General features: G+C 59.6%; 27 protein-coding genes and 1 tRNA gene. 18 read left to right on the top strand and 10 right to left on the bottom strand.

From position 1 onward, the window contains the following. The first annotated feature begins 154 nt into the window (after nt 1-154). Both CUR33_RS08040 and CUR33_RS08035 read left to right on the top strand, forming a co-directional pair. A complete protein-coding gene (locus tag CUR33_RS08040) occupies nt 155-436 on the top strand; it encodes a peptidylprolyl isomerase (protein WP_090248458.1) in 282 nt (93 codons plus the stop codon). 150 nt (nt 437-586) lie between these two features. After that, a complete protein-coding gene (locus CUR33_RS08035) occupies nt 587-838 on the top strand; it encodes a hypothetical protein (RefSeq protein WP_289239251.1) in 252 nt (83 codons plus the stop codon). Here CUR33_RS08035 and CUR33_RS08030 read toward each other — a convergent pair. Further along, the gene (locus CUR33_RS08030) at nt 835-1,719 is read right to left on the bottom strand and encodes an EamA family transporter (protein WP_289239250.1); all 885 of its coding nucleotides are present in this window, start codon (nt 1,717-1,719) and stop codon (nt 835-837) included. The genes CUR33_RS08035 and CUR33_RS08030 overlap by 4 nt on opposite strands. Before the next feature lie 272 nt (nt 1,720-1,991). On the opposite strand from CUR33_RS08030, the gene CUR33_RS08025 reads away from it, so the two are divergent. The 5 genes from CUR33_RS08025 (at nt 1,992) to CUR33_RS08005 (ending at nt 6,885) form a co-directional block, all read left to right on the top strand. After that, nucleotides 1,992-2,693, top strand: coding sequence for a YebC/PmpR family DNA-binding transcriptional regulator (locus CUR33_RS08025; protein WP_160085172.1), 702 nt, complete (start codon nt 1,992-1,994; stop codon nt 2,691-2,693). Nucleotides 2,694-2,882: 189 nt separating this feature from the next. After that, the gene (locus tag CUR33_RS08020; protein WP_289239249.1) at nt 2,883-3,503 is read left to right on the top strand and encodes a hypothetical protein; all 621 of its coding nucleotides are present in this window, start codon (nt 2,883-2,885) and stop codon (nt 3,501-3,503) included. Nucleotides 3,504-3,682: 179 nt separating this feature from the next. Further along, nucleotides 3,683-4,009, top strand: a complete 327-nt coding sequence (locus CUR33_RS08015; RefSeq protein WP_289239248.1) for a DUF2025 family protein — start codon at nt 3,683-3,685, stop codon at nt 4,007-4,009. Between the two features lie 114 nt (nt 4,010-4,123). Continuing rightward, nucleotides 4,124-5,866 carry an N-acyl-D-amino-acid deacylase family protein gene (locus CUR33_RS08010; protein ID WP_289239247.1) on the top strand — a complete coding sequence of 581 codons (1,743 nt, stop codon included), beginning with the start codon at nt 4,124-4,126 and terminating at the stop codon, nt 5,864-5,866. A gap of 113 nt (nt 5,867-5,979) precedes the next feature. Further along, on the top strand, nt 5,980-6,885 hold the full coding sequence (locus CUR33_RS08005) for a hypothetical protein (protein ID WP_289239246.1): 906 nt from the start codon (nt 5,980-5,982) through the stop codon (nt 6,883-6,885). On the opposite strand, the gene CUR33_RS08000 is transcribed toward CUR33_RS08005, so the two are convergent. The 4 genes from CUR33_RS08000 to CUR33_RS07985 all read right to left on the bottom strand — a co-directional run bounded on the left by CUR33_RS08000 (nt 6,842) and on the right by CUR33_RS07985 (nt 11,579). Further along, a complete protein-coding gene (locus CUR33_RS08000; protein ID WP_289239521.1) occupies nt 6,842-8,155 on the bottom strand; it encodes a phospholipase in 1,314 nt (437 codons plus the stop codon). The genes CUR33_RS08005 and CUR33_RS08000 overlap by 44 nt on opposite strands. 136 nt (nt 8,156-8,291) lie before the next feature. After that, nucleotides 8,292-9,146, bottom strand: a complete 855-nt coding sequence (locus CUR33_RS07995) for an FHA domain-containing protein (RefSeq protein WP_289239245.1) — start codon at nt 9,144-9,146, stop codon at nt 8,292-8,294. Between the two features lie 133 nt (nt 9,147-9,279). After that, a complete protein-coding gene (locus CUR33_RS07990; RefSeq protein WP_289239244.1) occupies nt 9,280-10,782 on the bottom strand; it encodes a serine/threonine-protein kinase in 1,503 nt (500 codons plus the stop codon). Nucleotides 10,783-10,805: 23 nt separating this feature from the next. Further along, on the bottom strand, nt 10,806-11,579 hold the full coding sequence (locus tag CUR33_RS07985; RefSeq protein ID WP_167141801.1) for a PP2C family protein-serine/threonine phosphatase: 774 nt from the start codon (nt 11,577-11,579) through the stop codon (nt 10,806-10,808). A gap of 280 nt (nt 11,580-11,859) precedes the next feature. On the opposite strand from CUR33_RS07985, the gene CUR33_RS07980 reads away from it, so the two are divergent. The 6 genes from CUR33_RS07980 (at nt 11,860) to CUR33_RS07955 (ending at nt 15,525) form a co-directional block, all read left to right on the top strand. Next, nucleotides 11,860-11,991, top strand: coding sequence for a hypothetical protein (locus tag CUR33_RS07980; RefSeq protein WP_256665405.1), 132 nt, complete (start codon nt 11,860-11,862; stop codon nt 11,989-11,991). A gap of 68 nt (nt 11,992-12,059) precedes the next feature. Continuing rightward, nucleotides 12,060-12,494 (top strand): GNAT family N-acetyltransferase, encoded by a 435-nt coding sequence (locus tag CUR33_RS07975; RefSeq protein ID WP_289239243.1) that lies wholly within the window; start codon nt 12,060-12,062, stop codon nt 12,492-12,494. Between the two features lie 129 nt (nt 12,495-12,623). Further along, on the top strand, nt 12,624-13,661 hold the full coding sequence (locus CUR33_RS07970) for a GGDEF domain-containing protein (protein WP_090248471.1): 1,038 nt from the start codon (nt 12,624-12,626) through the stop codon (nt 13,659-13,661). Between the two features lie 118 nt (nt 13,662-13,779). Further along, nucleotides 13,780-14,295 (top strand): peptide-methionine (R)-S-oxide reductase MsrB, encoded by a 516-nt coding sequence (msrB, locus tag CUR33_RS07965; RefSeq protein ID WP_289239242.1) that lies wholly within the window; start codon nt 13,780-13,782, stop codon nt 14,293-14,295. 2 nt (nt 14,296-14,297) lie between these two features. Continuing rightward, nucleotides 14,298-14,966, top strand: coding sequence for a peptide-methionine (S)-S-oxide reductase MsrA (gene msrA / locus CUR33_RS07960; RefSeq protein ID WP_289239241.1), 669 nt, complete (start codon nt 14,298-14,300; stop codon nt 14,964-14,966). Between the two features lie 121 nt (nt 14,967-15,087). Further along, a complete protein-coding gene (locus CUR33_RS07955) occupies nt 15,088-15,525 on the top strand; it encodes an ABA4-like family protein (RefSeq protein ID WP_160085184.1) in 438 nt (145 codons plus the stop codon). A 1-nt stretch (nt 15,526) separates the two neighbouring features. On the opposite strand, the gene CUR33_RS07950 is transcribed toward CUR33_RS07955, so the two are convergent. Beyond that, a complete protein-coding gene (locus CUR33_RS07950; protein ID WP_289239240.1) occupies nt 15,527-15,862 on the bottom strand; it encodes a hypothetical protein in 336 nt (111 codons plus the stop codon). Nucleotides 15,863-16,143: 281 nt separating this feature from the next. Here CUR33_RS07950 and CUR33_RS07945 point away from each other — a divergent pair, with 281 nt between their 5' ends. Next, on the top strand, nt 16,144-16,680 hold the full coding sequence (locus tag CUR33_RS07945; RefSeq protein ID WP_289239239.1) for a thermonuclease family protein: 537 nt from the start codon (nt 16,144-16,146) through the stop codon (nt 16,678-16,680). Nucleotides 16,681-16,694: 14 nt separating this feature from the next. Here the strand turns inward: CUR33_RS07945 and CUR33_RS07940 are convergent. Both CUR33_RS07940 and CUR33_RS07935 read right to left on the bottom strand, forming a co-directional pair. Then, nucleotides 16,695-16,770, bottom strand: a tRNA-Thr gene (locus tag CUR33_RS07940). Between the two features lie 115 nt (nt 16,771-16,885). Then, on the bottom strand, nt 16,886-17,728 hold the full coding sequence (locus CUR33_RS07935; protein WP_289239238.1) for a CvfB family protein: 843 nt from the start codon (nt 17,726-17,728) through the stop codon (nt 16,886-16,888). Nucleotides 17,729-18,040: 312 nt separating this feature from the next. Between CUR33_RS07935 and CUR33_RS07930 the strand changes: the two genes are divergently transcribed. After that, a complete protein-coding gene (locus CUR33_RS07930; RefSeq protein WP_169852821.1) occupies nt 18,041-18,229 on the top strand; it encodes a hypothetical protein in 189 nt (62 codons plus the stop codon). Between the two features lie 228 nt (nt 18,230-18,457). Continuing rightward, nucleotides 18,458-20,686 (top strand): LTA synthase family protein, encoded by a 2,229-nt coding sequence (locus CUR33_RS07925; RefSeq protein ID WP_289239237.1) that lies wholly within the window; start codon nt 18,458-18,460, stop codon nt 20,684-20,686. Nucleotides 20,687-20,702: 16 nt separating this feature from the next. Here the strand turns inward: CUR33_RS07925 and CUR33_RS07920 are convergent, their stop codons facing one another. Continuing rightward, entirely contained in the window at nt 20,703-21,482 is a 780-nt protein-coding gene (locus tag CUR33_RS07920; RefSeq protein ID WP_289239236.1) for a substrate-binding periplasmic protein, read from the bottom strand. A 127-nt stretch (nt 21,483-21,609) separates the two neighbouring features. Next, nucleotides 21,610-22,002 carry a transcriptional regulator gene (locus tag CUR33_RS07915; protein ID WP_282876857.1) on the bottom strand — a complete coding sequence of 131 codons (393 nt, stop codon included), beginning with the start codon at nt 22,000-22,002 and terminating at the stop codon, nt 21,610-21,612. A gap of 174 nt (nt 22,003-22,176) precedes the next feature. Here CUR33_RS07915 and CUR33_RS07910 point away from each other — a divergent pair, with 174 nt between their 5' ends. Together CUR33_RS07910 and CUR33_RS07905 are read left to right on the top strand one after the other, a co-directional pair. Next, the gene (locus CUR33_RS07910; protein WP_289239235.1) at nt 22,177-22,308 is read left to right on the top strand and encodes a hypothetical protein; all 132 of its coding nucleotides are present in this window, start codon (nt 22,177-22,179) and stop codon (nt 22,306-22,308) included. A 295-nt stretch (nt 22,309-22,603) separates the two neighbouring features. Continuing rightward, on the top strand, nt 22,604-23,584 hold the full coding sequence (locus CUR33_RS07905) for a zinc-dependent alcohol dehydrogenase family protein (protein WP_289239234.1): 981 nt from the start codon (nt 22,604-22,606) through the stop codon (nt 23,582-23,584). Nucleotides 23,585-23,651: the final 67 nt, after the last annotated feature.

The raw sequence follows: 23,651 nt of genomic DNA, 5'->3' as shown, positions 1-23,651 counted from the left end.
TTTTATGCACGCCATTCAGGGTTCACCGCAACGCGGCGTGAATCAGCGCTCCAGGCAGCTTTTATTAATCAACCGATAAACGTCGCATGCCCAGCGTTTGAATAACCGAACGATTCCGGTAGGCTTTGCCGCTTCTTTATAAGGAGTAATTCCCATGGCCCGCGCCACTGCCCGTCACATCCTGGTTGCCAGCGAAGACAAGTGCAACGAACTGAAAGCCGCAATCGAAGGCGGTGCCGACTTCGCCCAAGTCGCCAAAGACAACTCCAGCTGCCCATCCAGCCGCAGTGGCGGTGACCTCGGCTCGTTCGGCCCAGGCCAGATGGTCAAGGAATTCGACACCGTAGTATTCAGCGCCCCGATCAACGTGGTGCAAGGCCCGGTGAAGACCCAGTTTGGTTATCACCTGCTGGAAGTGACCAGCCGCCAGGACTGATCCTGCCTGTTCGCTGGGCCGCTCGGCCCGGCGAATCCTATTTTTGCGTAGCGCCCATCGGGCACCACGCCACTGACCAACAGTCCAGAACCTCGGGCAATAGCCAGGTATACTCGCCGGCCTTTTATTCTCGCACCCGCGGACCTCGCCATGACCAACACTCCAGCAGCTGAACCCACCCTCGCCGTTCAGCCTGCCGACAGCGCCGCGCCGTCCGCCAGCGAGAGCAACGCCACCAACGCGGTTAAAGCCAGCGGCTTTGCCTCGCTGTTCGGCGCCGCCAAAGCCGCTTCCGGCAAACATGACGATCAGCCCTGGCACCAGAAGGGCAACAAGTCCAGCCACGAAAAGAAGATTGGCCCAGCGCCAAGTGGAACTCGCCGCGCCATGGGTAAACGTTAAGCCCAACGCGCGCGCAAACGCTCCTGCAACCAGCCGCCGCAAAAATTCAGCAGCAAACCGAGCATCACCAACAGCGCACCGACTAGCTGCAGGCTGCTCAGGCGTTCATCGAGCAGCAATGCCGATGAGGTCAGTCCGACCACTGGCACCAGCAGCGAGAACGGCGCCACCTGGCTGGCTGGGTAGCGCGACAGTAAGCGGCTCCACAGGCCATAGCCCAGAATGGTCGCGCCGAATGCCAGGTAGACCAGCACCAGCAGCGTATCCAGGCTGAATCCACGCAGCGCCGACTCGATCACTTCGGGGCCTTCCAGCAGCCAGGACAGCGCAAAAAACGGCAGCGGCGGCACCAGGCTGCCCCACACCACCAGCCCCACCAGATTCACCTTGCCCAACTTGCGCGTGACGATATTGCCCAGCGCCCACATGGCGGCAGCGCAGAGCGTGAGAAGAAAACCGGCCAGGGTCATCAGGCCATTACCCTGCGAGCCAATCAGCAGCAAACCGCCGGCAGCCACCAGCAACCCGAACAGATTGGCCAGGCGAAAACGCTCACCCAGTAACAGCACAGCAAACAGTAGGGTAAACAGCGCCTGGGATTGCAGCACCAGCGATGCCAGCCCGGCCGGCATACCAACGGACATGGCCGAGAACAGAAAGGCAAACTGCCCCAGCGAGATGGTAACGCCATAGGCCAGCAGCCAGCGCAGCGGAATCTGTGGGCGCTTGATAAACAGCACGGCAGGAAAGGCCGCCAGAAGAAAACGCAACGCGCCCAGCAGCATCGGCGGCATCTCATGCAGGCCGATCTTGATCACCACAAAATTCATGCCCCAGACGATGATCACCACCAGGGCCAGCAGTAGATCCTTGGGTTGCATGGACGCTCCAGATTAATCACTCAACGCTTATTAAAGCGGCTAGCAGCGCCATAACGCCCATACAGAAACCCGGCAAATAAGCCGTACAGCACAACACTGATCGGCAGATTGCAGCGCCACAGGTGCCGCCAGCGCCTCGAAGGGCTAGAATCGCAGCCTTTAGAATTCGTTTCGGATCTTGCGCAGCTCGAACGAGGCCATTTTTATCGCGGTAGCGCCGACACGCAGCAGATCCGAGATACACCTATTAACCCGCAACGACGAGATAACCCATGGGCGCCCAGTGGAAAGCCAAACCTAAAGAAGCCGCGGCCAACGCCAGAGGCAAGATCTTCGGCCGCTTGGTCAAGGAAATCATGATCGCCGCCCGCAACGGCGCCGACCCGGACCTGAACCCCAAGCTGCGCCTGGCCATCCATCAAGCGAAAAAAGCCTCGATGCCCAAGGAAACCCTCGAGCGGGCGATCAAGAAAGGCGCCGGCCTTCTGGGCGACACCGTAACCTTCCATTCCGCCACCTACGAGGGTTTCGCCCCGCATCAGGTGCCGGTGATCATCGAGTGCCTGACCGACAACATCAACCGCACTGTGGCAGAAGTCCGCGTGCTGTTCCGCAAGGGCCAGATGGGCGCTTCCGGCTCGGTGACCTGGGATTTCGACCATGTAGGCATGATCGAAGCCAGCACCGAGAGCGATGCAGACCCGGAAATGGCCGCCATCGAAGCCGGCGCCCAGGATTTCGAGCCGGCCGATGAAGGCAACACCCTGTTTATCACCGAGCCAACTGACCTCGACGCCGTGTGCCGCGCACTGCCGGAACAGGGTTTCAGCGTCAACTCGGCGAAGATCGGCTATATCCCGAAAAACCCGGTGAACAGCCTGACTGCAGAACAACTGGAAGAAGTCGAAGCCTTCCTCGAAGCCCTCGACGCGCACGATGACGTGCAGAACGTCTACGTCGGGCTTTCCGGCTAAACAAAGACTGACCAGGCCCGCCGTGCAGGATGCGCAGCGGGCCCATGAACGGCACCGCTCAGTGTGCGCAGTTCGTCGAATCGGTCGATTAACCACTGCCCGCGCCCCGCAAAGCGGGTAGAATCGCCGCCCGCCGCGCCAACAGCGCCCGGCGTGTACACAAGGACGTTGTCACACAGGAGTTTTACCGTGCACAAGTTTCTGATTCTGGCCGCTTGCCTGCTGCTTGGCGCCTGCGCCAGCAACCCGCAGACGACCTACCAGCAAGACGTCAAGGCGGGCAAAAGTCCGATGGCCAAGAGCGCCCTGGAAGCCATCCACAACACTCAGGCCATCCCGCTGCCGCTCAACCCGGGCCTGTTGGCACCACAGTGGCCGATCAGCGCCGATGAACCGCGCCTGGACTTCGGCAGTTCGATCTCCAACTACCGGATCTTTTCCCTGCAGCTGAAAAAGGGTGAGCGCTACACGCTCAACGTGCACTCACTGTGCAACGATCCCTGCATGGGTGTCAGCAAATACGCCCTGAAACCACGCGCCATGCTGTTGGATGCCTACGGCGCAGTGATTGCCGATAAGCCTTCGCGTGCCGAAGCCGTGGTCGGCCAGATCAGCCTGAGCTGGGATGGTGAAGCCGCCGAAGACGGCACTTACTACCTACTGGTAGCCGCCGATAACGACGACATCGGTGAAACCATCGTGATCGACGATGTATGGGTCAACAACTCGCCGCTAATGGCGGTCAAGGTGGGCATGCAAAGCTCGCCATTCGGCAAGATCAGCGCCTTCTCCAGCACCCACAAAGACTAAATCCACCACCTTGGCGAGTTGCAAAAGCTCGCCGGGCGATACCCTCTGCACCTGCCCTGCCCTTCGCTTCCCTGATCAGAACTAGTGCCACACGCCCACTTATTGATCCATCGCAAGATCCTCTGCCCAGAGCGCTTTAGCCTATGCCGATGAAATCCATTGCCATCGACGAGGGTCCCATGAGCATCACCTCTGCCAGCATCTGCGCGGCTGCCGACCAACTACAGGGTTTTGTCGGTTTCAATGCCAAGACCGGGCGCTATATCGTGCGTTTTTCCGAAGACTCCTTTGGCCTCGACGTGCTCGAAGAGAGCATCACGCCTACGTGCGAATTCGTCTGGCGTGCCTTTGACGGCGATCTGATGAGCCTCGACCGCGCGCGCCTGCAACTGCTGCTGGAACAGAACATCGATGACCGCCTGGCTATCAGCGAACCGCTGCAGGTCTATATGAGGCGAACCGATATGCCGGAGATCAGCGCCGAACGCCGTCGCCTTAACGCCTGAGCAGCTTGACGAGGTGGCCGAATTGACCGAGGGTTGTTCACTTACACCCTCACAACAACGGCGCACGGCAGACTAAGCTCGACGAGTCAGAATCACTCGCCAAGGAGCTTGCCGATGTTCGATGTGCTGATCAAAAACGCGCTGTTTTTCGATGGCACCGGCGCGCCCGGCGTCGTGCGTCACCTTGGCATCCGTGACGGAAAACTGGCCTGCATCAGTGCCAGCGCCTTGGATGAACAGGGCTGTGGTCAGGTGATTGATGCGCAAAACCGCTGGGTGACGCCCGGTTTTATCGACATGCACACCCATTACGACGCCGAACTGGTGGCCGCCCCTGCGCTCAAGGAATCGGTGCGCCACGGTGTGACCACCGTGATGATCGGCAGCTGTTCGATCAGCATGGTGCTGTCCAGCCCCGAGGATTGCTCTGACCTGTTCACCCGCGTCGAATCGGTGCCGCGCGAGCATGTCCTGCCACTGCTGCAGGCACGCAAGACTTGGCACAGCGCCAGCGAATTCGCCGCCTTTCTCGATCAGCATCCGCTGGGGCCGAACATCTGCTCCTTCCTCGGCCACTCTGATTTACGCGTTGCCGTGCTTGGCCTGGAACGCGCCGTAGACGCCAACGTACGCCCCACCGAGGGTGAATTACAGCAGATGGAACGCCTGCTGGAAGAAGCGCTGGACGCCGGCTTGCTCGGCCTGTCGAGCATGACCAACCCTTGGGACAAGCTCGATGGCGACCGCCAGCGCTCGAAATCTCTGCCCTCGGTGTATGCACCCTGGGCAGAGTACGCGCGACTGAACAAGATCCTGCGCCGGCGCGGACGCATCCATCAGGGCGCGCCAAACCTGGTGACCAAACTCAATGTGCTGGCCTTTCTCTGGGACAGCATCGGCGGTTGGTGGCGCAAGCCGCTGAAGACCACCCTGATTACCCTGATGGATGTGAAAGCCGACCCGTGGCTCGCCCCGGTACTTGGCCCACTGACCCGCTGGATCAATCGCCTGACCCATGCCGACTTCCGTTGGCAAACCCTGCCGGTACCGTTTGAAACCTATGCCGACGGCATGGAGTTTGTGGTTTTCGAGGAGTTTCCCGCCGGCCAGGCCGCCCTGCACCTGGCCAACCACGACATGCGCAGTCAACTGTTCCAGGACCCGGCCTACCGCCTGCGCTTTCGCCAGGACGTGGAGAAGAAATTCGGCCCACGGGTCTGGCACCGCGACTTCGACGACGCCTGGATTGTCGACTGCCCGGATGCCAGCGTGGTCGGCAAAAGCGTTGGCGAACTGGCCAAGGCCCGTAATGAACACCCGGCCGATCTGTTTCTCGACCTGCTGGTGGCCCACGGCCCGCGCCTGCGCTGGCGCACGTTGATCGCCAACCATCGCCCTGAGGTGGTGGAAAAACTGGTGTGCGAGCCGAGCACCCTGATCGGTTTTGCCGACTCCGGTGCGCATATCCGCAATATGGCCTTCTACAACTTCGGTGTGCGCCTGCTCAAACTGGTGCGCGATGCCGAACTACGCGACCAGCCGGTGATGCCGATTGAAACCGCGATCTGGCGCCTGACAGGGGAATTGGGCGAATGGTTCGATATCGATGCCGGCAGGCTCTACGAAGGCGCTCGTGCCGACCTGGTAATCATTGACCCCAGTGCGCTGGATGAATCCCTGGCCAGCTACCAGGAAGCGCCGATGGAGGCCTTCGGCGGCCTGCAGCGCATGGTCAACCGTGGCGACGCCGTGGATGCTGTTGTGATCAACGGGCGTATCGCGTACCAGCAAGGCGTATTCGCCAGCGACCTGGGGCAGGCGCGCGGCTACGGAGCGTTCTTGCGCAGCAGGGCCTGAGTCGACGATGGCAATCGACCTACGGCATACGGCCGCGACGCCAGGCTGGCATAATGCGCGCCGCACTGCCCACTGAACCCTGCCGGGCCGGTATTGAAAGGATTCATATCGATATGCCACTCCCCTTGCAACAGACCGTCTGGCGCTGGCTGCTATGCCTGTTGCTGTGCAGTTTGTTATTGCCCGTGCACGCGAGTGACGCGACCGCCATTTACTACCCGCGCTGGAGTGACGGTGATGAGTCGCGCTCCAACTACATGCTGGCTCAGTTACGCCTCGCGCTGGATAAAGCCGGCAGCCCACTGCGTCTAGTGCCCACACATACCAGCATGGAGCAAGAGCGTGCGTTGGTTGATTTGCAACACGACAAACACCTGGATGTGGTCTGGAGCATGACCAGCCGCGAGCGCGAAGAACGCCTACTGCCTGTACGCATACCGTTGGACAAAGGGTTATTCGGTTGGCGTGTCGCGTTGCTGCCCCGCGATCGCGTGGACCTGCTCAAGCACGTGCGAACCCTGGATGACCTGCGCCAGTTTACGGCAGGCCAGGGCCACGACTGGCCCGATACCGCCATTCTGCAAAGCCAGGGCTTACCCGTGGTGGTGTCGTCCAACTATGCCAGCCTGTTTCATATGCTGCAGGCACGGCGCTTTGATTACTTCCCGCGATCGGTTCTGGAAATCGGTACCGAGCTGCAAAACCCACGGGCACAGCAGTTGGTCGCCGACCCGCATGTGCTGCTGCACTACCCCACAGCGTTGTATTTCTTCTTTTCACCGCGACGTCCGGAACTGGCCGAAACCGTCCGCATCGGCATGGAGCGCGCCGTCGCGGACGGCTCCTTTGAGCAGTTGTTCAAGCAACAATTCGCCAACAGCTTGGCGCACCTGCAAGACGCCGAACGCCAGGTGATCGAACTGCCCAACCCGCTATTGCCCAGTGCCACCCCACTGCAGAGGCGTGAACTGTGGTTCAGTCCGACGCAGTTACGCCAGACACAGGTGGCGCCAAAGTAGTCTGCACAACGTTGCGGGTGTGTGCGCCAAAACGTTTAAACAGCACCACCAGCATCTGCTCAAGTACCGGGTCGACTTGGGCCTGAGTCAGCTGATTCCCCCCGCTAAAACCGGGCGCAGCCGCGGGTTTGCGGGCCAACCACTGACCAATCACCTGATCCAGCGCATCCGCCGTGGCATAGGACTCGGCCGCCACCACCTGCTGCGCGTAATCCACCGAATAAGTCGGATACGCATCCGGTGGTGTTTGCGTATACGCCTGCAACAGGGGCGCTGGCGTTTGTTCGTCCATCAGGTGCTGCATGCGCTCCAGCTGATACTCCTCGATGGCCGTGTGCCGATCCGCCACGCGGGCAATCGCTGCTTGGCGGTCTTGCGGGTAACCGGCTGCGCCTTTGAGCGCAATCAGCATCAGCTCTGGCGTACTAAAGCCCGGAACGGTCTTGGCGTGGTAGGGCTGGGTCAGGTCCTGCATGTAGTGCAGCGCCCAGCCGAGGAAGCGATAGCCCCAGTAGTCGTGCCCAGTGGCAAGGGCGAGCCGCGCCAGCCCGGTGTATTGGTAGATGCGCCAGTGCGGCAGGGTGCGGCGTAGATAAGGCGCCGCCTGAAGCACCAACTCCGGCTCGTGGTAATAACCGATATGAAATGGCGCCTGGGAGGAATACTCGAAGCGCGCATCGCCGAAGGGCTGCGCGCCGAAGTTGTAGCGCGCGCCGGCATCGCCTGGGTTGTCACTGAACAGGTTGATATCGTGGCCATAGTCAGGTTCATCGGCCGCACTGCTCAGCACCTGTTCGGCGTTCACCGCCTCACCGGGCTGCAGGGCCAGATAACGCCAGTGGCTCCAGGGACCGATCTTGCGAAACACCAGCACCTGCTCGGCCCTCAGGCGTGGTCGACCCTCATCGCCCTGCCCTGGCAACTGCTGAACAAAACCAGCCAGACGAATCTGCGGGTTTACCCGTAATGCATGCAGAAATGCGGCACGACGCTGCTCAGGCAGGGTACTCGCGGCCTCGAACCGCAGATCATCAGGGCGGGGTGGATAGTCCGGAAAATGCGCACGGGCAAAGGTTTCCTGCTCATCAAGCAATTGCTCGATTGCCGGCGCCTGTGCGTCCAGAAAGGCCTGCAGCGGTTCATAGACCAGCGTGCGCTGCAACTGAGGCAGATTCTGCAAGGCCAGCTGACTGCCCAACGAATGGTTGGACCACGCCAGGGCATTGAACGACTGAAGCGCCAGGCAACAGGCAGGTAGCAACAGGAGCAATGGCTTCACGGAGACTCCAACAGCGGATGGCAGTGCAAAGGACGTAGCCTAACGCCAAAGCTGCCACCTGGCACTGTCGTATCAAGTCAGCCCATTCACCAATCGAGCAGCGCAGTGCTTACAGAGCCCGCCAGAGCTAGAGAACAAACACCACCACCGCCGCGACCAACCCGGTTACCAACAGCACCGCCAACGCCAGCAACGGCTTGTTCAAGCCAGGGGGTTCATTGGCCGGCGCTGCACGCAGCGGGTTGGCCTGCACGTTTGTGCGCAGCGGGTTGGACTGGTTGTTCGGCGAGCTGGAAAGCGGCGCCGCTTTGAGCGGTTTTGGCAGGTCCACCGCGCGCATAAACAGCGTGGCGTCTTCATCCTCGCTTGTCGCCACGGTGCTTTTCGGGCCGATCACCAGCAGGCTCACCGAGCCCATCTTCAACTGATCGCCCGGCTGCAGTACCGCCGTCGTGACCTTCTGTTGGTTGACCAGTAGGCCGTTAGCCGAAGCCAGGTCTTTGACCTCTAGCACGTCATCCTTGAGGAAGAACTCACAGTGACGGCGCGATAACTCCTGATCGCTGAAGCACAGCTCGCACTTCACCGAACGGCCAAAAGTCATGGAGCCGTTGATATGAAATTTCTTGCCTTCGTGTTCACCCTGAATCACCTGCAAGTACCAGCGCGCGGTTTGCTCGGTGTGGGTCTTGCTGCGCGCAGGGTCGACCAACTGCAGCTCCACCGCCCCCAAGCGCACACGGTCATCGGCGCGCAGTTGAAAGCGCGTGCTGACGCGCTCGTCATTGACGAAAGAGCCGCTCGGACTGCCCACATCGGTCAGGTAATAGAAGCCCTGATCCTGACGGATTTCCGCGTGAAACGAAGCGATGCTGGGGTCTTCCAGCACCAGGCTGTTGCGGCTGTCCTGGCCGATGGTGAAACGCTCGTCGACCAACCAGATCGGGGCCTGACGATTATCACTGAAGTGAATTTTGAGCATCTGCGCACTCCGCCAACATCGGTTAAACAACCAGCTGTAACCCGTCGTACCTGGGCATTCATATGCGGCACGGTGGACGAGGCGCGCATGCTGCCTGCCAATCTAGCCAGTAGCAATATGCCAGCATAAAAACTTAATCGAATAGGTTGTTCCATAACCGCTTGACGGGGTTTACCGGTGCCGGCTGTTCCGCAGCTGCCGGCCGGCGCCGCGGCGCTTGGGCCAGTCGTACGCGCTGCTCATGACCATCGAGCAACTGCAATAACTGCTCGTTAGCCGGCTCTACTTCCAGGCCCTGCTGCACCAGCGCCAAGGCCAGGGCAAACTCGCGGCGCTTGTAGGCGGCTTCGCTTTGCTCGATATAGCGCTGCGCCACCCGGTTGATTCCGGCCAGGGCCAGCAGATTATCAGGCTCCCAGGCCAGCACCTGACGGAAGTAGTAAGTCGCACTGTCATCCTCAGGCAGCAATAACTGCTGATCAGCCAGACGCTGCTCAGCCAACGCCAAGTACTGGTTGATCCGCGCCTGCAGCACCCGCGCCAAGCCATCCAGAGCTTCCGGGTTGTCAGCATCGAGCACCAGCACCTGGCGGAACAGGTAATCGGCGTTGTCCTGCGGTGGCTCCAGCAGGCTGCCGTTTTGCAGGCGCAGCTCGGCACGCGCCAGGTAGTCGCTGATCTGTTTTTGCTGATACAGGTAATAACCGCCGCCGGCCGCCCCAGCCAGCAACACGATACCGGCGAGCAGCCAGACCCACAGCGTACTGCGCGCAGTTTTGCGTTTGGCCGGTTTGCCCAGGCTGAGCGCGGGGGCGATGCGCGTGCTGTCCGGGTCATCGCGGGTCAGCTCATCAAGGCTCGCCAGCAGCACCTTGCAGTCGGCAAACCGCTCATCCGGGTCTTTTGCCAGCATGCGGTCGAGCAACCACTGGTAGTTCTGCAAATGCGCCGGCAGTTGCGGCACGTCCATCTGCAGGTGGTTCATCACGGTCTGGGTGTAGTTGGCGGCGCGGTAGGGATTACTGCCCGTGAGCATCTCCAGCAGGATCACCCCCAAGCTGTAGATATCACTGCGCGCATCCAGTGCCTGGCACTGCGCCTGTTCGGGGCTGCTGTAGGACGGGCTGCCGACGGCGATGCCGAACTGGGTCAGGTCATGGTCCAGCTCGACTTCCTTGGCCACGCCAAAGTCGGTGATCACCGCCGTGCCGTCGCTGCGAAAGAGGATGTTGGCCGGTTTGATATCGCGGTGTACCAGGCCTTTGTCATGCACCACCGCCAGGCCGCTGGCCACCTGCTGCACGATACGCAGCGCGCGCGGCAGGTCGAACACCTCGCCCTTGTGCTGCGCCAGATCGCCACCCGGGACGAACTCCATAGTCAGGTAGTGGCGACCATCGGCGAGCTGGTCGATGTCATAGATGGTGATGATCGAGGGGTGAAGCAGGGACGCCACGATGTGGCCTTCCTTGAGAAACCGCTGACTGAACGCCTGATCATCCGCGCTCAGCAGCACCTTGATCGCCACCTTGCGCTGCAGGGACGCCTGCGTGGCCAGGTACACCTCGGCCATGCCGCCTTTACCCAGGCGACCATGCACCTGATAACCGGGGATTTCGAGCAATTGTTCAGTCATGGGGGTCAGGGCACACCGGCGAATTAGGGCTTGCGGGAAGTGAACAGGCGGCTGAGCAAACCTCGCGGCTTGGCCTCGACGCTGGGCGTGGCCGCATCACGGCCGAGTACGATACAGGAGATATTATCCTTGCCGCCCAGTTGGTTGGCCTGCGCCAGCAGCTGTTCTACCAGCTCATCGAGGGTCTGAGCGTTACTGCAAAGCTGCTGGATCTGCGCGTCTTCCAACTCGCCAGTCAGGCCGTCGCTGCACAGCAGCAGCAACTCATGCTCACCGAGCGAGCCTTGCAACATGCCGACTTCCAGCGGCTGATCATCACGGCCCAGGCACTGCAGAATGACATTGCGCTGCGGATGGCTACGCGCCGCCTCAATGCTCATCTGTCCGGCATCGATCATCGTTTGCACCCAGCTGTGATCGCGGGTCAGACGCTCGATTTTCCCGGCGCTGACCCGATAAGCGCGGCTATCACCGACCCAGGCAATGCTGAAGGCCGCGCCAACAAAGTGCACCGCCACCAAGGTCGTGCCCATGCCGCGCTGCTCACCGGTACGCGCCACGCTGAGGATTTCGCGATTGGCCGCATGCACCGCCGTCACCAAGTCCTGGCCTTCGGCACAGGCCGCCTGCAGCGTCTGTAAGGCCAGGGCACTGGCCACTTCGCCGCATTGATGTCCCCCCATGCCGTCCGCAATCGCCCACAGATTCAGCTGTGGGCAACACAACAGAGCATCTTCATTGTGCCCACGTACCCGCCCAGGCACGCTCTGGCCGGCATAAATCAGCGCTTGTTCCATCAACGTCTCGGCTTAGGGGTTCAACAGTCGCACAGCAAGCAGGCTGTACACGGCGTAATTAAGCCCATGATGCGGCGGCACGCTCAGGCTGTCACCGCCATCCACCGATTTTGCCGGTGAACTGTTAACCAGTCGAACCCTGTCCTGCATCCAGACGCCCAAATAACGCCTCAGCTATTCGCCCTGCATAGGCGTAGACTCCAAGTACCAGCCTCGCCTCACCGCGAGGGGATGGCCCGCTCCAGAACATTCAACCACGACATTGTCAGAGGTGAAGATCATGAGCAAAGGTATGGATTCGAAGAAACAAGTGAAGAAAAAGCCGCTGAAAACCGCCAGCGAAAAGCGTACGGACAAGAAAGACAAGCAAGGTGCGAAAACCCTGCTCGGCAGCCACGCCGCCAACGCCTGAAGCACCCGTCTGAGGCAAGCATCGCGCTTGCGCTCAGGCATCCACTCACCGTCGCAACAGTACCTGCAATGCACTACCGCCAACTCCCCACCTCGCTCAAGCCACTGGCTGACAAGTTCTACCGCAATCAACGATCAGCCATGCGCGCCGCAGCCGGCGCCCAGCTATGGGTAGCCAAAGACCGGGAAATCGTCGCGGCGCTGTGCCTGCACCCGGTCGCACATGGGCATTGGCTGACCAGCCTGCTGGTCGATAGCGCTCGGCAGGGGCAAGGCATCGCGCGCCAGTTGATCGAGACTGCGTTGCTCGATTGCCCGGCACCGGTCTGGCTGTTCTGCCACCCGCAACTCAGCGACTTCTACCTGCGCCTGGGCTTTGCCCCCTGCACCGACCTGCCTCAGCCGTTGACTGAACGCCTGAGGCGCTATCAGCGCAGCAAAAGTCTGCTGGCATTTGTGCGCGTGCCGAGCTCGAGCCTTGCCGCTCAGGGGCTGGAACCTTAGTACCAGATAAACCAACACCATTCGGCAGATAGTGGCCCATGCTGGCACGTTGCAGAATTTTACTATTGCCATCGCCAGGGCAAGCTCTGCATGCTTAGCTCATAACAACGACAACAGTGGCCTTTAACTATGCAGATATCGCGGTTGCTCAGGCGCCTGCGTAGCGACTTCCAGTTGTCCATCATCACGCTGATGGGCCTGTTTGGCGTGATTGGCATTAGCCCCTATGCCGTCTACCGGCTAGCGACCGGCAACTACCTGGTGGGCTCCTCCGACACAGTGATCGTTGTCTCCACAGTGATGGCGGTGATCTATGCCTGGCGCACCGGTGACACGATCAAACCCGGCATCTACCTGGCCACCATCTTCTCCGCCGGTGCAACGCTGATCGCCATCAACCTGGGTGTAAACGGCCTGTTCTGGATTTACCCGCTGATCATGTTCAATTTCTTTATGGTATCGCCGGCCAAGGCCTTGCTGGCGACCACCCTGGTGCTCACCACGCTGGTCGGTTACGGCCAACTCAAACCCGGCTCGGTATTCGAAAGCGACTACCAGATGGTGTCATTTCTGGTCACCAGCATGATGGCCAGCATCCTCAGTTTCGTCTTTGCCTACCGCACCAGCACCCAGCGCGATCAACTCCAGCAACTGGCCATCCATGACCCGCTGACCGGTGCCCGTAACCGCCGAGCGATGAATGAAGAACTGAAGATCGCCGCCTCCATTTACCGCCGCCACGGCAACAGCTACGGCGTATTGGTGATGGACCTCGATCATTTCAAACGGATCAATGACAACCATGGCCATCATGCCGGCGACCAGGTGCTGGTGGACTTTGTCGAACTGATCAAAAGTTCATCACGCAAGGAAGACCGACTGTTCCGCTTCGGCGGCGAGGAATTCCTCCTGCTGTTGCCCAACACCGAACGAGCAGGCTTACTGGCCGCCGCGCAACACCTGCAGCAGCAAGTGGCGCAGCACCTGCGAGGGCCCAGCGGTGCGGTGACCATGTCAGTCGGCGGGGCCATCCTACGCCGCGACGAACACTGGGAAAGCCTGCTGCAGCGCGCCGATGAACGCCTCTATCGCGCCAAGAATGCCGGCCGTAACTGCATCGTCATCGATGATGGCGTGGACAAAACCAGCAGCCTACCCATCGCCTGATCCCTCGATTTATCTTTACTTACAACTTGCGCGGAAAAATTCTCGCGCGCGGCGAGCAAGGCTGTAACAACTCGGCTTTGTCTCTGTCTATTGGCCACACTTCATACAGAGCACTGCCATGAAAAGACGCTCCCTGCTCAAGGGGATGGCCCTCTTGCCAGCCCTGCCCTTGCTCGGTCACGCCCCACTTAGCCTGGCAGAAGCTGTTGCCAGTAACGTGACGCCTCTGAATAAACCTCACAGCGACTGGCGCGATCTGCTGACGCCTGAAGCCTATGCCGTGCTCTTCGAAGAGGACACCGAGGCGCCTGGCAGCAGCCCGTTAAATCAGGAAAAACGCGATGGCACCTACCTGTGCGCCGCCTGCTACCTGCCGCTGTTCGCCAGCCAGGACAAATATGAAAGCGGCACCGGCTGGCCCAGCTTTACCCAGCCGATTGCCGGCCATATGGGCACCAAACGCGACTTCAAGCTGTTCTTCCCGCGCACCGAATACCATTGCGCACGCTGCGGCGGGCATCAAGGCCATGTCTTCGACGACGGCCCGAAGCCGCGCGGCGAACGCTGGTGCAACAACGGCGTGGCCTTGCGCTTTATCCCGCAAGGCGAAGCCTTACCTGAGCTGCGGAGCTGAACATGACTGCTATCACCTACACCTGGCGCCGCCGTCTGCTGGCCAGCAGCATCGTCGTTTTGGGTGGCCTGCTGGCCGCTTGTGAACCCACAGCTGCGCAAGCGCCGCAGCCACAGCCCAAAACCGCAACGCCGATGGTGGAAAACCCCGGCGTGGCAATCTTCGCGGGCGGCTGTTTCTGGTGCACCGAGTCAGACTTCGACAAAGTGCCCGGCGTGATTGACACCACCTCCGGCTACATCGGCGGGCATGTCGACAACCCCACTTATGAGCAGGTCTCTGCCGGCAGTAGCGGGCATATCGAAGCGGTGCGCGTACGCTTTGACCCCAGCAAGACCAGCTACGCCAAGCTGCTTGAAGCCTACTGGCCCACCATCGACCCGGTGACCGCCAACGCCCAGTTCTGCGACCGCGGTCCGCAATACCGCAGCGCGATCTTCTACAGCAGCGCCGAAGAGCAGCAACTGGCCGAAGCCTCCAAAGCCACTTTGGATAAATCCGGGCGTTTGCCGGCCCCGGTGGTCACGGAAATCCTCGCCGCCAGCACCTTTTATCCAGCCGAGGACTATCACCAGGACTATTACCAACGTAATCCACTGCGCTACAACTACTACCGCAACGGCTGCGGTCGTGATCAACGCTTGGAGCAACTCTGGGGCAAGAAGCAATAAACAGCGCCCATCGGCTGGCCCTCGTGCCCGCTGATGGCGCTGTATTCAGCCGCTGATACCAGGGTGCGGCAGTCGCCGCATCCGCTATGGTTGAGTTCACACCTTGCCCAGTGAGCACGCCATGGCCCCGTTGAAACCCCTGTTCAAACTCACCTCGCTGATCGCTCTGTTCGGCTGGCTGATGCTGGTCTGCCTGCCATTCTGGCCCTATACCGATGAACTGGTACTGGGCCTCAGCGTGGTCCTTCTGGCCATCGTCTATAGCTGGCTGCTGTTTGTCGCCATGCGCCAGCGGCCTGAACCGGGTAGCGGCAGGCCCGGTTTCTTTAGCCTCGGCGGGGTGCTCTCACTGCTGCGACAACCCACAGCCGCACTGGCAGCCTGGATACATATTCTGGCGTTCGATCTGATGGTCGGGCTGTATATCCGCCACGAAGGCGCCATCGCCGGCATCAGCCACTGGGCACTGTTGCCCTGTTATGTGCTGACGCTAATGTTCGGCCCACTGGGCCTGCTGGCGTTTCTAGGCTTGCGCTGGGGCTTGGTGATGGCGGCCTGAGCTAGCGGCTGCGCTCATAGTATTCAGTGCTCTGCCCTGGATACTGCTGCACCCGATAGCCATTGGGGTACTCGATCGTTTGCTTGATCGTCCCGCGGTTGTCTATCGACTGGCTGCCGTAGCGCTGCTCATGGCGCTGCAGGCCGTCGGGTAGGCGCTGCCCGCCATAGAGATTATGGCTTTCGATGGTCTGTGAGCTGCCGATGCTGCCACTGGCACCGGGGCTGATATAGGTCTTTGGAATGACCCGCAACGTCTGCGGCGCCTGCTGCTCGGCATACAGCGGCGTTACCAACAGCAGCCCAACCAGGCTGATCGCATATCGACACATCGTCATTACAACCTCTGCGCCATGGGCGCGAAACGAACCTGAAGGTTTGGCAACAGCAACCCACCTGCGGTTCCGACCTGTGGTCCACCTTGGCAGACTTGAGCCGTAAAACTGCTCAAATATTGAGCAATCATCCGCGAATCGCAGAAAAGCACAAGCCCCACACTAGCCGATGCAGAAAGCCCTTGGATAAAGCTGGCGTGCTGTTTCGCGATGCCCGTCCCGCTTAATCTGCCAAGCATTTATTACTATCACCGACTACGTCTTCGCTTGAGCAACATGCCCAGATGACCTTCCGCATCGTTCTACTGTTTCTTATCAGCCTGCCCAATCTGGCACTTGCTGATACCTTCAGCTGCAGAGCAGTGGCCATCAGCGACGGCGATACGTTCAGCTGCCAGACCACCGAGAATAAACGGCTGCGGGTTCGCCTCGCAGAAATTGACGCACCAGAAAGAAAGCAACCCTATGGCGCCGAAGCCAAGCAGGCGTTGTCAGCTTTGGTGCTGGAGAAACAGGTCGTCCTGCAGATCAACGAGGTGGATCGCTACGGCATCACACGGGCTCGCGCCTATGTCGGTGGCACTGACGTGAACTACACATTGGTCGCGCAAGGCGCTGCCTGGGCCTATACCAAGCAGCTGAAAGACCACCGACTCAAAGATGCCGAAACCCTGGCCAGAAACATGGGTAAAGGCCTCTGGCAGCTGCCCGCCGAAGACATTGTCGCGCCCTGGGACTGGCGCTACGCCGGCAGAATTGCCGCGCCGCAAAAAACCAAACCCAGTCGAACGGCATCGTTCTCTCAGTTCGGTGGCGGCTAGAACATTGGGGGAGATGGTGCCGGAGACAGGAATCGAACCTGCGACCTTCGCGTTACGAGTGCGCAGCTCTACCGACTGAGCTACACCGGCAAGATATTGCTTAAGTCGCGCACACTAGCTGCAACGCGACTCAAGCTATCATCCCAAGCCTAGCTGACGGCCGTTCACCTCACGGACTTTGCGCTGCTGTGAAGTGTAACGGTGGTTACTTGCTCGGCAGTTCGATACGGTCTTCGTGGATCACGATGCGACCCTGTTTGTACAAGCCGCCGATGGCTTTCTTGAAGTTGCCCTTGCTGACGCGAAACAACCCAGCAATTTCTTCAGGCGAGCTTTTGTCATTCACCTTGAGTACGCCATCGTGCTCGCGCAACTTGGCCAGAATCTGTTCGCCAAGGCTGCTGGCCGCTTCTTGGCCAACTGGCTGCAAACTCAGACTGATTTTGCCGTCGGCGCGCACTTCCTTGATAAAGCCTTTTTCCTGCATGCCGCTGCGCACGAACTTGAACAACTCATTCTTGTGGATCAGGCCCCAGTGCTTGCCATTGATGATGGCTTTGAAGCCCATATCGGTGGATTCGGCCACCAAAAGATCGACTTCCTGGCCCGACGTATAGTTGGCTGGCACGTTATCCAAGTAACGATCCAGACGTGCGGTGGCGGTGATGCGCTTGCTGCGTTTATCGAGGAATACATGCACCACGCAGTAATCGCCAATCTGCAACGGGCGCTTTTCTTCGGAGTGCGGTAACAATAAATCTTTCGGCAAACCCCAATTCAGGAATAAGCCCACGCGATTTATATCCACAACTTTCAAACTGGCGAATTCACCCACCTGAACTTTTGGTTTTTCTGTGGTGGCAATTAATTTGTCTTCGCTGTCCAAGTAAATAAAGACGTTTAACCAGTCTTCCACTTCGCTTGGGGTGTCGCTCGGGATATAACGCTTAGGCAATAGAATTTCGCCATCCGCGCCGCCATCCAGGTACAGGCCGAAGTCGGTGTGCTTCACGACCTGCAAACTATTCATTCGTCCAATTACAGCCATGATGCCCTACCCTCATTACCAGGCCGGCATTCTAGCCGACTCGCCTCTGAATTTCTCGGCCTACCGGCCATCGCACAGCGCCAGCCTGATGACCTGCGGAGCAATCCGACCGATGGCCTAGATCGCAAGACGCTGCCTCAATACGAATTATCTATTCTTATTAAAACAATCACTTACTGGCATATCCGCTAATTACCCGGGCTATTTACAGAATAATCTCTCTGCATATCGCTACATCCGAGCTTTATTTATCAAGCAATTGTCAAGCATTTCGAGTATTATGCGCGGCCAAATTAATTTTTGAGTAGGTTAATGGCCGTCATGCGCGTAAAAGCATCCAACAGCAAACCCAAGCCGGCTCCAGCCGTGGAAACCAGCGCCTCGATCGACGCACAGATCGAAGCCTTCCTGAAATCCGGCGGGGAAATTCAGCAAATTGCCAAAGGCGTCAGCGGCCAGGTGTACGGCACCACCAAGCAGATCACTATCGGTAAAAAGTAACGCTTTCTGGCCATGCAGCGCTTTGCTCGCAATGACAAGGCGCTGGCCAGTGCATAACCTCCTCCGCTTCCAAGCCCCCTTCCTCAGTCCGACATCAGTTGTTTCACCCTTTTACGCCCCTCCCACTGGCGCTTAGCACAACCTTGTTTCAGAATCATGTCAGCCCGCAATTTGCGGCGGTTTCGGCATTGCCACTGCTGAACGATGGCAATCGCCCCAGGAGTACCCGTGCGCGTTACCTGCAATTGGCTGCGACACCCTTCCAGCACCCTGCTTACCCTCGGTTTGTTGTTACTCGCCCTGCCATTGCTCAGCCGCTACCTGTTGGGCTGGTCGCATACCTATGGCTATCTGTCTGACCTGGCGATCGGCAGCTTGCTGGTGGTAATCCTGTACCAACGCTCCTGGCTGCTGAGCATTGCTCTGCTGCTGACCTGGTGCATTTTCACCCTGAGCACCGCCGAGCTGGTCAATGCCGTAGGCCGCATGCCAGAGCCAGCCGACTTGCAGTACTTAGGCGACGCACAGTTTGTCAGTCATTCAACCCAAGGCAGTGGTTTGAGCCAGCCATTATTGGCTTTAGCCATGGCCGTGCTGATAGCGCTTTACCTGGGCCTGCGCAGCGTACAAACACCGCGCCGTGCCGTGCCGTTTGCACGCGCCTGGCTGCTGCTGCCACTGGCCCTGTTTGTCGTGCACACCGTCGGCCAGCAATTCAAACCCAGCGAAGCGGACCAATGGTTGCAGTTCAACCTGCCGCACAAGTTACTGGCGGAAAGTACCAATGGCGCTCAACAGCACCTGGCCGACTGGCTGGCGGGGGACGAGCCGAGCAGCCCACCTGATATCAGCGGCCTGAATCAGCTTGATCTGCACGGTACACCGCTGCTCAAGCAAGCCGGCAGCGCCCGCAACGTATTGATCATTACTCTGGAAGGCGTAACCGGCGCCTATCTGCAAGCCAGCCGTCAGGCCATCGGCAGCAGCTACGCGCAAGACCCAATGCCGCGCCTGAGCCAGTGGGCCGAACGCGGCATGCTCACCACCGATTATGTCCTGCATAACCATCAAACCATCCGCGGGCTATACGCCATGCTTTGCGGTGATTACGAAAAACTCGACTCCGGCACGCCGAAGGGCGTTGAACTGCTCAACAACCCGGCACGCAGTGAGCAATGTCTGCCCGCGCAATTACGCGAACGCGGCCTGAGTACGCACTTCCTGCAAGGTGCCGGGCTGCGCTTTATGGCCAAAGACCAGATCATGCCGCAGATGGGCTTTGACAAGACCTTGGGCCGCGACTGGTTCAAGAACAAGCCCTACCTCGAATTCCCCTGGGGCATGGACGATAAGGCCTACTTCGAAGGTGCCCTGGGTTACGTGCAACAGCTGCGCAAGAAGCGCCAACCCTGGATGCTGACCCTGCTGACCGTGGGTACTCACCAGCCCTATTCCGCCCCGCAGGACTACCTAGACCGCCACCCTAACGCCAAGCTGGCGGCGATTGCCTACCTGGACGATGCCGTTGCTGACTTTCTCAACGCGCTGGAAAAACAGGGCGTGATGAAAGACACCCTGGTGATCGTCACCTCGGACGAATCACACGGCCTGGAAAACGTCCGTCTGGCTTCGGCCTGGGGCTTCAACTTGCTGTTGGCGCCCGAGCAGGCGCAACTGCCCGCCATCAAGCAAGGCGTGTATGGCCATGTCGACCTGACAGCGTCGGTGCTCGACTACTTCGCCTTCCCGGTCCCGAGCAATATCGCCGGACGCTCATTGCTGCGCGATTACGTCACTGGCCGCCAGATCATTTCCTACACCAACGGGTTGCTGCGCCAGCATGACGGCCAGGGCACGCTGACCGAATGCGACTTCCAGAATGTCTGCCGACGCTACGCTAGCACCGGTTTTATTGCCGACAGCGCACGCTATCTGGGCCGCTTAAGCGGCAAACCTGCACGCCTGATCAGCCAGCAAGCGGCCCTGCTTGACCAGTCACTGAGCAATGGCGGCCAGATCAAGCAAAGCTATCAGTTCGCCAACCAGCAGCCAATCAAGCTCAAACCCAGCGTCAGTGATGACTGGGCAGACAACCTGGTGGGCGCGCAGTACCTGACCTTGGGTGCAGCTACCCAGACCACCGTCACCCTGAAAATCCGCGCCCTCCGTATGGATAAAAAAGGCGCCACGCTGCAATTGAAAACCAAGGAATACGACCGCGATGTCGACGTGGCGATCCCACCGCTGCCACTGTTGACACGCGACAAGCCCGTCCAGGTCAGCTTCACCTTCGATAACCCGCAAGCACGCAAGGCGTTCTCCTTCCACCTGCTGGGCCAGGGTCAAGGCGCAATCGAGATTATTGATTTCAGCGTCAGCAGCTTGCCCCTGCCCAGCGAGGAGGAGCTGCTCGCTGCGCAAGAAAGCCTGGAAGAAGTCGCGCCCGTCAGCCAGTGACGACAATCACAGGCCTTCAATACACAGCGTAACGGCGCTCGATAGTCGTGTACTCACCATTCTCCCGAATCGCCGCCAAACCCCGGTTGAAGCGCTCGCAATCGGCCTGCAGGCGGCAACCCAGCTTGTAATCTGTGGGCGCAAAAATCGGGTACAGGGTCAGCGGCTGCGTCACATCGACCTGGGTATACACCTCGCGATTGAAGTAACGCAGGATGCGCATATCCGACACCACCACATCCACCCGACCGCTGTAGAGCATGCGGTTGCGGGCGATCTGAAAGGCTTCTTCGCGGTAGCGCGGGTTGTTTGCAGCCATGGCCTCAAACTCGCTGCCAAGCAGAAATCGCGCACGCTGGAAGGCATTTACCGAGTAACCCACCAGGTCGCTGATGCGCTGGATATCCAGGTTGCGCGAGCGCAAGGCCACCGCGACGTTTTGGTAGCGGATATAGGCATCCGAATAAAAAATAGAACCACCGCTGCGCTCGTTGGTGGTGGCAATAACGTCGATATGGCCCTTGCTCAGCATCAGGTTCAAGCGCTCCATCGGCGCGTAGTACGCCATCGGCTCCAGCCCGCCGCGCTGCGCGGCAGTCATCACGATGTCGTACTCCAGGCCACTGGCCTCACTCTCGAAGATATAAGGCGGTTTGTGCGTACCAAAGCCTACGCGCAAGGCTTGCGCCGAGACGCTCAGACTGCACGACAACAAACAACAGCCCCACAACCACTTCATAGCGATACCCAAGTTGGACCAGAGCCCAGCATAGCCGGCTATGGCATCACTCTGCATTGCTCTATCGCTGAGATCGATTATTCCGAATCGGACATACGCCACGCATCAGCAGCTTTCAGTGCAAGGCTGAAAGCCTAACCGCCCAGCCGTGCACTAGCGGCTGAGCACGCATTGCCAAACGTTGTTAAACGAGATTGGCTTTAGCCGCCGTATCGGCAAAAACCTCCGGCGACAACGCGGCCGGGCCCTGGTCGTCAAGCAACTCACGGGAATGCTCACCCCCAGGAATGCTGCTATCAATCATGCTGAGCAGTTGCAAGCCTCGTGGGGTCAGCACGAAATTCTCGCCGTTACCGCCCTCCTCTTCCGGCCGAGGTTCGATAAAGCCAGCGCCGAGCAACTGCGATTCGTACTCCGCCGCCTGTGCTTTCAACGCATCCAAGTTATCGGTGTGCTCACCTGCACGCTCAAGCTCCTGCGCGAGCTCCTCGGCATAAGCACGGGGCGCGAAGTTTTTACCGGCGGAACTTTGCACTTCATGCAGCAAGCGCTCGATAAGATCCCAGTTATAAGACATATCGCTCTCTCCCATTCGCGTTGCGCTCAACCCAGTGGCAAGCGCGAGGGCTGCATTGCACGCCGCCCTGTTAAGTTCCGACCCACCACTGCCCGCTTAGGTTCGACCTGAACTTTCCCCACCCTGGCCTACTCAACCGAACACGTCTGCCTATTCGCCCGCGAGGACATTGCCATGAAGATCACTCTACCCAGTAAAACCGCTCTGAGCCTTTGCGCTGCCTTCGCTCTATTTGCCCAGAGCAAGGCCTACGCTTCGTGCAGTTCCGAGGAGGCGATCGCCAAAGCCGGGCAACTCGCAGCCTAAGTCGCAGAGATCACCAAAAAAGATCCTGCCCGTGCGGAACAGCTGCGCGCAGAACTGAAGCAAACCTCACCCGAGACTTCCTCTGACGAGATGGAAAACGCTTGCGAAGGCTACGACCAGCGTCTCAATGAACTGGAAGAAGCCGGCGATGACATGCAAGACGACCCAAACTAGCCACCACTCGGCTTGTTCAACCGCTGCCGATCACCCAGATCGATAACGGAGGATTCGTCGCACCTTGGCGACTCCGGTCTAGACTTCAGCCACTTTGTTCAGCCTCTACCGGAGAATTCCCATGCTTAAAGCCGAATACCAACACCGTGGCCCACAACCTCACGAGGTGATCGCCGCTGTAGAACTGCAGCTGCCAGAGCTTGGCGCGGGCCAGGTGCGCATCAAGGTGTTGGCCGCACCGATCAACCCGTCGGATGTGCTTACCCTGACCGGCGAATACGGCATGCTACCGCCGCTGCCAGCGATTGGCGGCAACGAAGGCGTCGGCCGCGTGGAAGCGCTCGGGGCCGAGGTCGGCAACCTGAAGGTCGGCCAGATGGTGCTGTTACCGGTTGGCTGCGGCACCTGGGTCAGCCATTTGAATGCGCAGGCCAATAAACTTATTCCCCTGCCGGAAGCCGACCCACAGCAACTGGCTATGATGACGGTTAACCCACCGACCGCCTCCCTGATGCTCAGTGAATTCGTTGACCTCAAACCCGGTGACTGGGTTATCCAGAACGCCGCCAACTCCGGCGTAGGCAGCTACCTGATCCAGCTGGCCAAACTACGCGGTTTCAAGACCATCAACGTGGTACGCCGTGAGTCGGCAGTGGCCGGCGTGGAAGCAGAAGGCGGTGATGTGGTGCTGGTCGACGGTCCGGATCTGGCTAAACGCGTGCGTGCCGCCACTGGCGGTGCAAGCGTGCGCTTGGGCATTGATGCCGTGGGCGGCGAAGCCACTGATCACTTGGCCGCCAGCCTTTGCGAGGGCGGCGTATTGGTCAACTACGGCATGATGAGCCGTCAGCCGTGTCAGGTTTCGCCCGCCTCGTTTGTGTTCCGCGATGTCAGCCTGCGCGGCTTCTGGCTGGCCAAGTGGTTCCAGAACGCCAGCCAGGCCGAGCAAATGAAAGTGTTTGGTGAGTTGGTACAACTGATCGCCAGCGGCAAGCTGCATACCCGCGTTGCTGCGACCTATGACGTCAGCGAGATCAAGCAGGCCGTAGCAGCTGCCGCCAGTGGCGAGCGCGATGGCAAGATATTGATCGTACCGAAGTAAGCCCTGAAATGACGACGGCGGATTAGCTCCCCAGCCAACCCGCCGTTGTAATCACACTGCAGCCGAG

Origin of the sequence: Pseudomonas sp. FEMGT703P, from assembly GCF_002786345.1 — a bacterium.
Lineage (GTDB): Bacteria > Pseudomonadota > Gammaproteobacteria > Pseudomonadales > Pseudomonadaceae > Aquipseudomonas > Aquipseudomonas peli.
The sequence above is the reverse complement of the archived record's forward strand: the minus strand, read 5'-3'. Positions and strand labels throughout refer to the sequence as shown.